14 protein-coding genes are annotated in these 12385 nt (G+C 58.6%); 6 read left to right on the plus strand and 8 right to left on the minus strand.

Going from position 1 to position 12385, the window contains the following annotated elements; translation table 11 throughout:
• Window positions 1-230 precede the first annotated feature (230 nt).
• The 5 genes from ACR0J1_RS10085 to ACR0J1_RS10105 all read right to left on the minus strand — a co-directional run bounded on the left by ACR0J1_RS10085 (window position 231) and on the right by ACR0J1_RS10105 (window position 4653).
• Window positions 231-1376 carry an ABC transporter permease gene (locus tag ACR0J1_RS10085; RefSeq protein ID WP_480732227.1) on the minus strand — a complete coding sequence of 382 codons (1146 nt, stop codon included), beginning with the start codon at window positions 1374-1376 and terminating at the stop codon, window positions 231-233.
• Window positions 1373-2299, minus strand: coding sequence for an ABC transporter ATP-binding protein (locus tag ACR0J1_RS10090; protein WP_480732225.1), 927 nt, complete (start codon window positions 2297-2299; stop codon window positions 1373-1375). Before ACR0J1_RS10090 ends, ACR0J1_RS10085 begins: the two co-directional genes overlap by 4 nt.
• Entirely contained in the window at window positions 2296-3258 is a 963-nt protein-coding gene (locus ACR0J1_RS10095) for an HlyD family secretion protein (RefSeq protein ID WP_480734517.1), read from the minus strand. Before ACR0J1_RS10095 ends, ACR0J1_RS10090 begins: the two co-directional genes overlap by 4 nt.
• A gap of 110 nt (window positions 3259-3368) precedes the next feature.
• On the minus strand, window positions 3369-4259 hold the full coding sequence (locus ACR0J1_RS10100) for a haloalkane dehalogenase (RefSeq protein ID WP_480732221.1): 891 nt from the start codon (window positions 4257-4259) through the stop codon (window positions 3369-3371).
• Window positions 4219-4653 carry a GFA family protein gene (locus ACR0J1_RS10105; protein ID WP_480732219.1) on the minus strand — a complete coding sequence of 145 codons (435 nt, stop codon included), beginning with the start codon at window positions 4651-4653 and terminating at the stop codon, window positions 4219-4221. Before ACR0J1_RS10105 ends, ACR0J1_RS10100 begins: the two co-directional genes overlap by 41 nt.
• Between ACR0J1_RS10105 and ACR0J1_RS10110 the strand changes: the two genes are divergently transcribed.
• Window positions 4602-4913, plus strand: coding sequence for a TetR family transcriptional regulator C-terminal domain-containing protein (locus ACR0J1_RS10110; protein WP_480732217.1), 312 nt, complete (start codon window positions 4602-4604; stop codon window positions 4911-4913). The genes ACR0J1_RS10105 and ACR0J1_RS10110 overlap by 52 nt on opposite strands.
• Before the next feature lie 320 nt (window positions 4914-5233).
• On the opposite strand, the gene ACR0J1_RS10115 is transcribed toward ACR0J1_RS10110, so the two are convergent.
• From ACR0J1_RS10115 to ACR0J1_RS10125, 3 genes are read right to left on the minus strand one after another with little or no spacing between them, the layout of a single operon-like run.
• A complete protein-coding gene (locus ACR0J1_RS10115; RefSeq protein WP_480732729.1) occupies window positions 5234-5830 on the minus strand; it encodes an amidohydrolase family protein in 597 nt (198 codons plus the stop codon).
• Window positions 5831-5833: 3 nt separating this feature from the next.
• Complete coding sequence (locus ACR0J1_RS10120; RefSeq protein WP_480732215.1) at window positions 5834-6106, minus strand: hypothetical protein; 273 nt, start codon at window positions 6104-6106, stop codon at window positions 5834-5836.
• Window positions 6103-7116: a nuclear transport factor 2 family protein gene (locus ACR0J1_RS10125; RefSeq protein ID WP_480732214.1), complete on the minus strand. Its 1014-nt coding sequence runs from the start codon at window positions 7114-7116 to the stop codon at window positions 6103-6105. The genes ACR0J1_RS10120 and ACR0J1_RS10125 overlap by 4 nt, the downstream gene beginning before the upstream one ends.
• 153 nt (window positions 7117-7269) lie before the next feature.
• Here ACR0J1_RS10125 and ACR0J1_RS10130 point away from each other — a divergent pair, with 153 nt between their 5' ends.
• From ACR0J1_RS10130 to ACR0J1_RS10150, 5 genes are all read left to right on the plus strand, one after another.
• Entirely contained in the window at window positions 7270-8316 is a 1047-nt protein-coding gene (locus ACR0J1_RS10130; protein ID WP_480732213.1) for an ABC transporter ATP-binding protein, read from the plus strand.
• Between the two features lie 75 nt (window positions 8317-8391).
• Window positions 8392-9603, plus strand: a complete 1212-nt coding sequence (locus ACR0J1_RS10135; RefSeq protein ID WP_480732211.1) for an ABC transporter substrate-binding protein — start codon at window positions 8392-8394, stop codon at window positions 9601-9603.
• Between the two features lie 66 nt (window positions 9604-9669).
• The gene (locus ACR0J1_RS10140) at window positions 9670-10692 is read left to right on the plus strand and encodes a carbohydrate ABC transporter permease (RefSeq protein ID WP_480732210.1); all 1023 of its coding nucleotides are present in this window, start codon (window positions 9670-9672) and stop codon (window positions 10690-10692) included.
• Window position 10693: 1 nt separating this feature from the next.
• Window positions 10694-11848 (plus strand): carbohydrate ABC transporter permease, encoded by a 1155-nt coding sequence (locus ACR0J1_RS10145; RefSeq protein WP_480732209.1) that lies wholly within the window; start codon window positions 10694-10696, stop codon window positions 11846-11848.
• A gap of 4 nt (window positions 11849-11852) precedes the next feature.
• Window positions 11853-12383 carry an ester cyclase gene (locus ACR0J1_RS10150; protein ID WP_480732207.1) on the plus strand — a complete coding sequence of 177 codons (531 nt, stop codon included), beginning with the start codon at window positions 11853-11855 and terminating at the stop codon, window positions 12381-12383.
• The last annotated feature ends 2 nt before the right edge of the window (window positions 12384-12385 follow it).

Below are 12385 nucleotides of genomic sequence, written 5' to 3' on the forward strand. Positions count from 1 at the left end.
AAATCTGGCGCTTGTCCCAAGCGTGCGGTTTTGGAATAGGTTACGAGACAAGCCTATTGAAAGGCCGGCGTTCCCTTAAAGGAACTGTTTGAATGTTCATTTTGTATTTGCTGCGGAAAGCTTCGCGTCCATGTCAGAAGAACATCACGGCTGAGCGCGCTGAATGCCCTCAATGCGAACGGCGACGGCAGCATTTGGGTATCGGACTGGATGTCGGCTTTGGGCCATCTTCAACCCAACCGTTTCTTGAACCTCAGAGTGGCCGCCAGCAATCCAAATGCCGCAAATCCGATCATCCAGAGAATTCCCCAGCGCAGCTCGTATAGCGACGCGTCACGCAGGACCACACCGCGGATCATTTCCATAAAATGAGTGGCAGGCAAAACCTGAGCAATCATCTGGACGGGTTGTGGCATTCCGTCGAAGGGAAACATGAAGCCCGACATCAGGATAGAGGGCAGCAGGACAAAGATGGTCATCTGCATCGACTGAAGTTGGTTCTGCGCAAGCGTGGAAATCACCAGCCCCAGCGAGAGGCTGGCGACGATGAACAGCAACGTGACTACAAGCAGCACGCCCAATCCGCCGTTGATTGGGACATCAAACAGGACGTGCCCGAGGCCGAGGATGATTGCGACCTGTATCAGGCCCAGAAAAATGTAGGGGATGATCTTACCGATCATCAGCTCGATCGATTTGATCGGAGTGTTGATCAGCATTTCCATGTTGCCCCGCTCGCGTTCGCGGACGATGGCGGCTGAGGTGAACAGGATCATTGTCATGGTCAGGATCACACCGACAAGACCAGGCACGATATTGACCGCCGACCGCTGCTCAGGGTTGAAATAAAGCGTCACCTCGAACGTGGGCACTTGCCGGTTTGGCGGCTGTTTAAGCAATTCGGTCAAAGGCATCGTGCGCAGGGATTTGATCGCGCTGGCCACCATCGTGTCCGAACCATCGACGATCCAATGGGCAACAGGCCGGCTGCTGGTCTGGTCGGTTGCGTCGGGCAAGCCCAGCCCGACCGAAGGGCTGCGGGCAAGTCGCTGGCTGACATCCGGCGGGATGATCAGCGCGGCGCGCACGCGGGATTCAGTGATCGCGCGTTCGGCCTCTTGCGGGGTGGTCAGCTGTTCGGTGATGGTCACGACCTGCGTGGCCTGAACGATCTGCGCCAGTGTGCGGGACAGTTCGGTTCCGGACTGATCCACCACCGCGACGGGCACATGGCGCAGGTTGGTGTTGATCGCATAGCCAAACAGCAGCAGTTGGATCAGCGGGATCATGATCACCATGGCGAACGTCATCCGGTCTCGCCGCAGTTGCAGCAGCTCTTTCTTCAGTACAGCGGCGATGCGACGAGGAGAGATCACTGTTCCGGGCCCCGTGTGGCGCTGACGAACACGTCTTCCAGATTTGGCCGCTGCGGGGTCAGCGACAGGTTGGCAAACACAGCAAGCTGGCTGCGTAGCATATCCACCGGCTGAGGCTCGGATTTGTCCACCAGCACACGCAGCCGCGACCCGACTTGCGCAGTCGACAGAATCTTGGGCTGACCGTCCAACGCGTGTTTAACCTTGCGCAGGTCCGGGCCTTCAACTTCGACAACATCGGCTTGCAGATCATTCATCAACTGGCGTGGAGACCCGTCGGCCTTTTTCACACCGTGTTGCAGGATCGCCAGCCGGTGACAGCGCTCGGCTTCGTCCATGAAATGGGTCGAGACGATCATCGTCGCGCCCTGATCGACCAGATCGAACAATTGCTCCCAGAATGTGCGGCGGGTTTCGGGATCAACGGCCGAGGTCGGCTCGTCCAGAAACAGCAATTTGGGTCGATGCATGACCGTCGCCGCAAGGGCGAGTTTTTGTCGTTGTCCGCCGCTCATACTGCCGCTGAGTTGATTGATGTTCGTTGTCAGATCATAGGTCTGAAGTAACTCGTCAATCCGATCCTTAGCCGTTCTCACGGGAATGCCATAAATCTCTGCCGCGAAACTAAGGTTCTCCAGCACGGTCAGGTCTCGGTAGTACGAGAAGATCTGGGTCATATACCCGATCTCATTCTTCAACGGCTCTGCCGCCTCGGGCATCGACCGACCCAGAACCGATATCTTACCGATGCTGGGGGTCAGCAGCCCCGTCAGCATGCGCATCGTCGTGGTCTTGCCGCAGCCATTGGGGCCGAGAAAGCCGTAGATCTGGCCAGTGCGGATTTCGAGGTCAAGATTGTTCACGGCAATATTGTCCCCGAACCGGCGGGTCAGACCTTTCGTCGAGACGACGACATCGTTCATGGCATGGGGACCTGCACGGGCACTCCGGCGGGCAGGTCCGGGGATGCGGTGGGCAGGTCAATTTCGGCCAGATAAACAAGCCGGGTCCGGTCATCCTGGTTCAAACCGTAATAGGGCGTGAACGACGCATCGTCGCTGATCCAGCGGATCACCCCGTCCAGCGGATCGGCCAGCCCGTCAACCCGCACGTCCAGCCTGTCGCCGGGTTTCAGTTTGACGCGATGCGGCTCTGGCACATAGACGCGCGCGTACGGCGTCTGGCCCGTGACCATCACGGCAACCGGGCTGCCGGAGGTTACACGTTCGCCCAAATTCCACGGCAGGGAATCCAACACGCCGTCGCGGGTGGCCGTGACCGTCAAATCGTCCAACACGGTCTGTTCGGCGGCGACTGAGGCTTCTGCCGCCCGCACATTGGCCTCGGCAACCGCAAGGTCTTCAGGGCGGGTGCCGTTTTGTAGCTCTTTCAGGGACTCCTGAGCGCTGGCCAGTTCAGCCCGCGCGGAATCGCGCAGGGCCAGATCATTTGCCACCTGCGCCTCGGTCACGACCGAGTTTTCGACCAGTCTGGCGTTTCGGTCATAGATGGCCTCGGCATCGGCAAGGCGCGCAACAGCGCCTGCAACCTTGGCCTCGGCATTCGCAATCTCTTCCTCGCGCGGGCCCACCTGCAGTTTCAGAAGCGTGGCCTGCGCCCTTTCCAGTTCAGCCTGCGCCAGTGCCAGCTTTGCGCTTTGCAGGGTGGGGTCAAGCTGAACCAGCGTGTCGCCAGCCTTCACCACAGCACCTTCGGCAATCGGCAAATCGACAACGATTTCGCTGGCCGTCGCGGTCAAAGCCACCCGGTCGCGCGCCAATACGCCCAAAGCGACGCCGGTATCGGACCCAGAGCACCGGTCCAGAAAGGCGGGCAGGACAGCCGCCAGGATCAAAGTTAAGGGGATCGTCAGATTCAACAAGGCTTCCCTCCGGTGCTTGGCCTTTGAACGCATTGGGCGATCGTCAAAGCATAAAATCAGGAAATCCGATTTATGTATACGGTTCAGCCACCGCAGATGGCAGGACAGGGTCATGCGGGCAGCCGCGCCAGCCAGTCCTCCAGCTTTTCTCCGATCAGATGGGGGTTATCTTCCTGCAGGAAATGAATGCCTTCGCCGATATCCACCACGTCGAGATTCTGGATGGTTTGGCGGCACCAGGCGACCTCTTTTGGCCCGATGATGCCTCCGGGTTTCGCATGGAACATCAGCATCGGGATCTGAGTTTCTCTCAGCCAACGGCTGTAGGCGTCGACAATGTCGTGAACGTCCGAAGGTGTGCCGTCGAACGGTATTTCACAAGGCCACACCCGAACCGGCTTGCGACTGCGCGCGGTGGGGAATGGCGCTCGATAGCGCTCCATTTCCTGCGGTGTCAGGTCGCGCACAACGGCGCTTGGCAGAATTTTCTCGACGAACATATTTAGACCCGAGATCATCATACACCCCAGCCCGGGCGTCCGCATCATGCGAAACCCGGTACGGAAGTCGGGTGGGAACCCGCCCCAGCTCATCGAGCGAATGACGCCCTCCATGAACGCGATGCCGCGGATGTTTTCAGGATGCCGATGCGCATAGTGGAACCCTAATGCCGAGCCCCGGTCATGGATGACCAGCGTCATGTCCTTCAGCCCCAGCGCCTTGATGAAGCCGTCAGAGTAGGGAACGTGGTCGACAAAGCGACAGGGAATATCCGGCTTATCCGATTTGCCCAGGCCGATCAGATCCATCGCGATAGCGCGGCCCTGCCTGGCGGCATAGGGGATGATGTTACGCCACAGATAGGACGAGGTCGGATTGCCGTGCAGAAACAGAACCGGTGCGCCTTCGCCTTCGTCGACATAGTGGATGCGCTGCCCGTTCACCTCGACATATTTCGAGTCAAACGGGAAGTCGGGTGAAATCCCCTTTTTGATGCTCATTAGGCTGCTTTTCTGCGTTGCGAGTCTCTTCGATCAATCCCAGCACCTCATCATACCACGCAGGCCGGGACACCCATCCGACAATCGCGTTGGCGGTTCCTGAGAGCGGGCGGGACAGACTGCCAACGGGGACAACCAAAAACTTTCCGTTCTGTGTCTCGAATGGCAGCGTCTTCCCACAAGCCCGGCAAAACACCCGGCGCACCTGAGAATTGGGTGCGTCGAAGCTGGTCAGCATGTCCTGTCCGTCCAGCCATTCGATCTGCCCGGGCGTGGTGAAGGCATTTGCAACATGGGCCGAGCGTGAAGCCTTTTGGTAGGGGCATCGCTTCGGCCGAGCGGATGCCAAAGATCGAAGATGCCGGGTGTCTTGCCTATAACTCGACCAGTTCATTCGACCGCTCTGACCCCGAGGTCAACGCGCGAATCGAGCGGTACCTGATCGCGTTGGAAGGGCGGTTTGCGGCAATCCTCAACCATGCCAAATCACAGGGCGCGGTGCGCGCCGATGTTGACCCTGTGGGAAGTGCGAGGCTGCTGATCGGACTATTGCTGGGGCTTCACGCGATCATGAAAGCCCGGACATCGGACCAGTTTCCGCAGAGCTGCGCCGAAGCGGCGGCTGGGTTGATTGAAGGGTGGAAAAATCGGTAGGTCATGAGATATTCAAGCGTGACTGGCTGCTCCAAGCTAACTTCAAAAGACTACTGCCCAAACGACGTGAGAACTACCGCGTAACAGTCGGCTTCATGGGATCTATTCGTCCATTAATGTGAGTTGCGCAGTTCTCATCTCTTGCAGCGTGAACATTACATGCCCATAGCAAATGTCAGGATTGTCGGCTGCCACTGCAGCATTTCGTTCTCAACTCCAGTGGCGGCTAGGGGCCAATCTGACTCGGAGCGGTGACACGCGGCTCAATTGGCTTCGACGCTCCAAGGCCGACGGAGAAACTTCGCGCACCGCTTCAAGGCTCACTCGATACGGTAGTATCTAATTGCTGTATCGTGGAACACGCTGTTCTGCTGCGCTGCGGGGATCAGCTTTTGAAGACGCAAAACCAAATCTTCATAAGTTGAAGAGAGACTATCGACCGGAAAGTTCGATCCGAACATGCAACGATGGACACCGAATTGCGACAAGCAGGTTGAAACGATTGGCGCGGCGCTTTCCACGCTCCAGTTGTGATCAAACATGCCGAGGCCGGAGAGTTTGCAATAGACGTGCGGCAACGTCGAAAGGGAACTAAGCGCCTCGTGCCAGTGGCTTAACCCCTCGGCACTGCGGTCATGTGGTGAGCCAGCGTGACAAAGCACGACAGACGTACTCGGTATCTGAGAAAGCACTTCGGCTGTTTGCTCCATCAGTTCGGGAAGCAATTGCAGATCAAAGGAAAGACCCCGCTCGCCCAAGGTTTTCAGGCCAGTTCGGAAATCCGGGTTTTGAAGCAGTCTGTTTGTACCGGTCTTGGCATCTTCGCCGGGCGCGCGTCCGACGATCTGACGAACACCACGGACCAAGGGTAGCGATTGGAAGCGGTCGAGTTGTTCCTCAAGATCATTGGCCGTCAGATCTCAGAATACGACCTGAACCAGTGGCCAGTCCGAATATCGGTCGGCCACGGATTGCACCCACTGCGCCTCGGCCCAGGGATCCGCGGCACCGACCTGGATATGGACCGAAGCAGAGAAACCTTGTGCCGACGCATCCGCACGATACTCTGGCAACAAGTAGTCCCGCTGGATCGGCGTGGGATCGCCAAAGAAACGGACGGCGCCCTTTTCCATCAACCAAGGATAGTCGACCGCGTTCAGGTCCCACAGATGGTGATGGGCGTCTATCTTCATGGCGCTTCAATCCCTGTTGTACGACCCAGAATGTCGACACCCTGCTGTTTCCAGAAATGCAATAGGTCGATGAATACCCAGTTTTCGGCCAGCTTGTCCTGTGCGCGTCGATAGATGTCGATCACCCTGAACTCGCCGGGTCTGCCCGTGGCCGGCATACCCATGAACCCCCCTGAGGGTGTGGCCGTGAAGTTGGGCCAGCCAAAGAATCCGCCATAGTGCCCCTCGGCCAGACGGCAGATATGGTTGGTCTTTGAGCGGTCTTTGAAAGCGGCGCGGAACGGTCCCGAGTGTTGCTTGGCATAGCGTTCGATCGTGTAGGTCGCGCCGATCCCCTCGGGCCCCCACCAGATCATGTCGTGGTGCCAGGTTCGGGCCAACTCTTCTTCAAGCGGCAACCTGCCTTGCCACTGGCCAAGGTCCGTGATCATCGCGTTGATCACTGCCAGTGTTTTTTCTCCGTCTGCAACGGGCTGTTCTGCCAACAGCAGGCCGTCATGTGGCCTTGGGCCGGGCTGGACCAGATGCGCGGCTGTTTGCGGAGGAAACGGATTCTGTCCGGCTTGCATCATCAGGTGGGGTATGTCGAAATACATTGCCGTTTCCGTGATCTTTCCGTCGGCGACTTTGTAGAATGCACAATAGCGCAGAAACGCCAGCCTACTGGTCGGACGAATGCCCAGCCAGGGATGGTCGAAAAGCCCCATCAGATGCCCCATGGTGACGACCCAAACATCCGCCTCATCCCGCAGCGAATTCTGCCCGGCGAACAGGACATCGACCCGGTTCTGCAATTGGGTCAGGCTGGATTTCAGAGGCGTCCAGAACCGCAGGGCGACCTGTTCGGAGCCTTCGACAAGGTTGAATGGATGAAAGCCGCGCCACACCATATCCGGTGTGCAGAAACGGCCCAACACACTGGAAACATCTTGAACTGACACTGACTCCAAGGCCGCGTGAAAGTCGGAGACAACTTTTTTCTCTTTCTGGAAGGTCACGGTATTTCCCATTTTTGTCAGGGTGTTGCGAGTGTGGTGCAGTAGGCATGAATCGGGCGACCGCTGCATTCTTGCATACGTATGCAAAAAAGTCTTGCCTGATTTGATACATGCGAATTACAGTTTTGCAAACGTATGCAAAACCGAATCCTTGTTGGGGGCACCATGGCGGAAATTCAGTTGCGGAACGTCGGCAAGCGATGGGGTGCGTTTGTTGGGGTGCATAATTTCGACCTGACGATCGCGGATCGCGAGTTTCTGGTGCTGCTCGGGCCATCGGGTTGCGGCAAGACTACCACCATGCGGATGATCGCAGGGCTGGAGGATGTAACCGAGGGCGACATTCTGATCGACGGCAACGTTGTCAACGATCTGGAGCCCAAAGACCGCGATGTGGCGATGGTGTTTCAGAGCTATGCGCTTTATCCCAACATGAACGTCTATGAAAACATCCGCTTCCCGCTGAAAGTGCGCGGCATCGACCCTGCAACCCATGACGACAAGGTGCGCCGCGCGAGCGCGATGGTCGAGCTGGACGATTTCCTGCATCGCAAACCCGCTGAACTGTCGGGCGGGCAGCGACAGCGCGTGGCGCTGGCCCGCGCCATCGTGCGTGAGCCGAATGTGTTCCTGATGGACGAGCCTCTGTCGAACCTTGATGCCAAGCTGCGCGTCTCGACCCGGGCGCAGATCAAGAACCTCAGCCATGAGCTGGCTGTGACCACGATCTATGTGACCCACGACCAGATCGAGGCCATGACACTGGCCGACCGCGTGGTCGTTATGAAACAGGGCGTGGTGCAGCAGGTCGGCAGCCCGACCGAGATCTATGACCGTCCGGCGAACACGTTTGTGGCCAGCTTTATCGGCTCACCCGCCATGAACCTGATGGACGGCGAGGTATCGGGCGGCGTGTTCCGCGCCGAGCATGTCGAAATTCCGGTCGATGCGCCGGACGGTCCGATGACGCTGGGCTTCAGGGCCGAAGATGCCAGCCTTGCCGAAGGCGCGGGGCAGATCACCGCGCCGATCTACACGCTGGAGCTGCTGGGCGACGCAACCATGATCTCGGTCCGGGTCGGCGGTGCCTTGGTTTCGGTCAAGGCCGACAAAGCTTTCCGCGCCGAGATCGGAGATGATGTCTCGTTCTCGGTGCCAACAGAAATCTGTCACCTCTTCGAAGCTGGAAGCGGTGCGCGGATCGGGGAGTAACCCCCACAACAGCCCATAGGGGCGCAACAGCGGTCCGGACGTCGACGACGGACCCATCCTGACAGGGAGAAACGCATGAAACTCAAGACAATCCTAATGGCAGGGGCCATGGCCATCGCAGCAAGCGGTGCATCGGCAGCCTGTTCTTATGAAAACGAAGTGCCGCTGAAATCGTTGTCAGCCGGTTTCGAGGCTTGGAAAGCGGTAACGGATGCGATGGCCGAATGCGGCAATTTCAGCGCCTCGCTGGACCAGGAATTCCGCGAGAAGCAGCCCGAAGCCTTTGCGGCCAACCCTTCGCTCTATCAGATTGGCGGCGTTGCGAATGAAACCATGATCCCGCTGCTGAACGCGGGCTCGATCCGTCCGCTGGATGATCTGGTTGCAAAATACGGGCAAGACCTGCTGCCCAACCAGTTGATCAAGGTGGATGGTCAGGTGATGGCGATCGCTATGATGGTGAACGCGCAGCACCTGATGTACCGTTCGGACGTTCTGGCCGATCTGGGCATCGAAGAGCCCAAGACCTATGACGACGTTCTGGCCGCCGCGGCCAAGATCAAAGAGGCCGGTGTGATGGAATATCCCATCGGCGGCACCTTCAAAACCGGTTGGAACCTCGCACAGGAATTCGTCAATATGTATATGGGCGAAGGCGGCACGTTCATCGGCGAAGGCAACATGCCTGCGATCAACAATGAAAAGGGCGTTAAAGCGCTTGAGACGATGAAGGCCATGACCGAGTTCATGGATCCCGAATACCTCGTGTCCGATTCCACCTATGTTCAGCAGCAGTTCCAGCAGGGCAAGATCGCCATGGCAAACCTGTGGGCCAGCCGCGCCGCTGCCATGAATGACGAGGCCGAAAGCCAGGTGGTCGGCAAGGTCACCATGGCCTCGGCCCCGATGGGCTCCGAGCGTCCCTCGACCACGATCTGGTGGGACGGCATCGTGCTGGCCTCGAACATGAGCGACGAAGAGGCCGACGCTGCCTTCCGTCTGGTCATGGAAGGGATCGACGGTGACATGGTCAGCGCCAACAATGACACTGCTGTCTGGCTGAACGCAGCCTACCAGCCCGGCGAACTGGCTGCGGGCGCTGCTGCCTCGGCGGAAAACGGTGCGGGGGCCTACCCGGCCAGCGCCGCAATGGGTGTTCTGCACAGCGCGTTGGGCAACGGTCTGGCCGACTACCTGACAGGTGCCAAAGACGCGCAGACCGCGCTAGCCGATATCGAGGCGGACTACATCACCGCCGCGAAAGAAGCCGGTCTGATCAGCAACTGATCCTCTCTGGGGAGGGCCCCGGCCCTCCCTAACTCTCCACCTGAGAACCATGAGAAAGGCAGAGCCATGAATTTCCGGACATTTGCCGCCTTTGTTGGCCCCTCTGTCTTTATGATGCTTCTCTTTATCGCGTTCCCACTGGTCAGCGTGTTCAAGCAGAGCTTTTACATCACCCAACCCATTTATGAGACGGTCGAGGTCGAAACCTGTACCCCCGGCTTCCTGACCCAGACTTGCGTCACCGAAGAAAAGTCGCAGCCCAAGCTGGATGAACATGGCGAGGTGATCACCCAAACCGAATATGTCGGCCTGCAAAGCTATCGCAACGTGCTAGAGCCGGAACGGGCCTGGCGCGCGATCACCGAGGGCAACTGGTCGGTCCTGTCCACGATCAACTTCTGGAAGGCACTGCGATTCACGCTGACATTCACGCTCATCACGCTGCCTCTGGTCATTGGGTTCGGGCTGGGTATCGCGGTTCTGATAAACAACGCTGCGCGGTCGATCCGCGGGCCGGTGATCTTTATCTCGCTGCTGCCCTTCATCATCACGCCAGTGATTGGCGCGCTGTCGATCAACTGGCTGTTCCGTGGTGACGGCATCCTGACCGCGCTGCTGGAGTGGTGGTTGAACCGAGACATCGCGCTGTTTGCGCAGGCGTGGACGATAGAAATACTGATGATGTTCTACCGCGTCTGGCACGTGGCCCCGTTTGCGGCGGTGGTGTTCTATGCCGGGCTTCAGACCGTCAATCAGGACAGTCTGGAAAGCGCCGTGATCGATGGGGCGACTCGTTGGCAGCGCATGAAATACATCGTCATTCCGCATCTGATGCCGCTGATCATCTTCGTGTCGATGATTCACTTGATGGACGCCTACCGGGTGTTCGAAGAGATCGTCGGTTTCTCAAGCCAGGCTTATGTCATCTCGCTGCAATGGCTGACCTTTGACTTCCTCGTTCCGGATCAGGCGGGCAACCGGTCGATCAGCCGGGCCTCGGCCAGCGCGATGCTGACCATGATCGGGATCGTCCTTCTGCTGATCCTGCCGCTGCGTCGTACCTGGCGCGACCATAAAGGAGGCCACTGATATGTCCTCGCGCGCGCTTCGCCAACCTCTCAGCCTGCGGCTGACCTCGAACATCTTCCTTGCTTTCTGGTGTCTGGTTGCCGCCTTCCCGATCGTCTGGATCGCGATCATGAGCGTCAAATCCCCAGTGGACGCCTATGACAGCAACGCGCTGAATGTGATCTTTGGCCCGGCGACGCTGGCCACAGGGAACGGGTTGTCGGTTCTGGATATTTTATTCGGGATCGCGGTGATCTGGGGTGCGGCCATGGTCGTGACAAAGGTGCTGCCCGCGAAGATCAAGGAATACACCGCTCCGGGTCAGGCGTGGTTCGGTTGGGTGGTCGGAGTGCTTGTCGCCCTGATCGCTTTCCTGCTGGTGTTCTTTGTGGTCCTGCCCGCGGTTCTGAACCTGCTGAACCCGCTGCTCGGCCCTCTGGGTCGCGACGTGTTGGGCGTCACGACCGAGCACTACAAGACCGTCTGGGTCGATCGGGGCTTTTCCAACAACTTCAAAAACTCGCTGATCGTGACCGCCGGGGTTGTGACCGTATCGCTGACCGTGGGCACGCTGGCGGGTTACGGTCTGGCGCGGTCGGGCTCGACACTGGCCTTCTGGATTTTGCTGATCGCGCTGATCTTCCGCGCGCTGCCGCATTCGGTTCTGGTGGCAGGCTATCTGCCGGTCTTCATCAACTCAGCCGAATGGCTGGCGCCCATTCTGGGTGAGAATGCACCGACGCTGTATGGCAAGCCTTTCGCTGTGATCGCGGTGTTGGTGGCGATCAACCAGCCGTTCACGATCTGGATGCTGCGCTCGTTCTTCCAGAACATCCCGGCCGAACTGGACGAGGCCGCGCGGGTTGATGGCTGCAACCACTTTCAGGCCTTCCGCCGCGTGATCATGCCGGTGATGTGGCCGGGAGTGATCACGACCGGGCTGTTCAGCTTCCTGCTGGCCTATAACGACTTTCTTGTGACCTCGCTTCTGCTCGATGCGCAGAACCAGACGATGGTCCCCGCCATTGCGGGCATGTTCAACCGCGAGACAACGACGACCGATCAGGTGGTCGCCGTGGCCGCTGCGGTGTCGATCATCGCCCCGCTGTTCTTCCTTGTGATGATCTTCCAACGCCAAATCGTAAGCGGACTGACCGCAGGCGCAGTAAAAGGATAAAGAAATGAAGGGTTCCCGCCCGGAACAAGCAGTTCTGACCCGTGATACGGATCTGAGCAAAACCGAAGACACGCGCCGCGTGATCGAAACCATGGTGGATGGTCTGAACGACCACCGTATTGACGATATCGGCGAGTTCTTCTCAAAGGGGTTCCGCTGGATGGGCAATCAGGGCTGCGGCACCAAGACCGGCCTGAAAGAGTTCCAGGACAACTGGCAGCGCCCCTTCCAGGCGGCGTTTTCCGACAAGACCTGCATCGACGAGGCACGCCTCTATATGGGCGAATGGGCCGCCGCCTTTGGCCGGCAAGAGGCCACCCATTCCGGCGAGTTTCTGGGAATCGCTCCCACCGGCAAACGGGTTGAAATTCGTTACATGGATTTCTGGAAAGTGGTCGATGGCAAGATCGTCGACAACTGGGTGAATGTGGATTTCGCCCACGTGGCTGCACAGCTGGGGGTCGATCTGTTCAATGGCGAGGGCTGGGAAGCCTATGACCGTGGTGAGAAAATCGCCCCCCGCCCCGACAAGTAAGG

Source organism: Ruegeria sp. CJ3, from assembly GCF_056536725.1.

Coding starts and splice junctions, on each gene's coding strand:
- ACR0J1_RS10090 (WP_480732225.1), bottom strand. CDS start 2,299: ATGAACGATGTCGTCGTCTCGACGAAAGGTCTGACCCGCCGGTTCGGG.
- ACR0J1_RS10100 (WP_480732221.1), bottom strand. CDS start 4,259: ATGAGCATCAAAAAGGGGATTTCACCCGACTTCCCGTTTGACTCGAAA.
- ACR0J1_RS10110 (WP_480732217.1), top strand. CDS start 4,602: ATGCCAAAGATCGAAGATGCCGGGTGTCTTGCCTATAACTCGACCAGT.
- ACR0J1_RS10105 (WP_480732219.1), bottom strand. CDS start 4,653: ATGAACTGGTCGAGTTATAGGCAAGACACCCGGCATCTTCGATCTTTG.
- ACR0J1_RS10120 (WP_480732215.1), bottom strand. CDS start 6,106: ATGAAGATAGACGCCCATCACCATCTGTGGGACCTGAACGCGGTCGAC.
- ACR0J1_RS10125 (WP_480732214.1), bottom strand. CDS start 7,116: ATGGGAAATACCGTGACCTTCCAGAAAGAGAAAAAAGTTGTCTCCGAC.
- ACR0J1_RS10130 (WP_480732213.1), top strand. CDS start 7,270: ATGGCGGAAATTCAGTTGCGGAACGTCGGCAAGCGATGGGGTGCGTTT.
- ACR0J1_RS10135 (WP_480732211.1), top strand. CDS start 8,392: ATGAAACTCAAGACAATCCTAATGGCAGGGGCCATGGCCATCGCAGCA.
- ACR0J1_RS10140 (WP_480732210.1), top strand. CDS start 9,670: ATGAATTTCCGGACATTTGCCGCCTTTGTTGGCCCCTCTGTCTTTATG.
- ACR0J1_RS10145 (WP_480732209.1), top strand. CDS start 10,694: ATGTCCTCGCGCGCGCTTCGCCAACCTCTCAGCCTGCGGCTGACCTCG.
- ACR0J1_RS10150 (WP_480732207.1), top strand. CDS start 11,853: ATGAAGGGTTCCCGCCCGGAACAAGCAGTTCTGACCCGTGATACGGAT.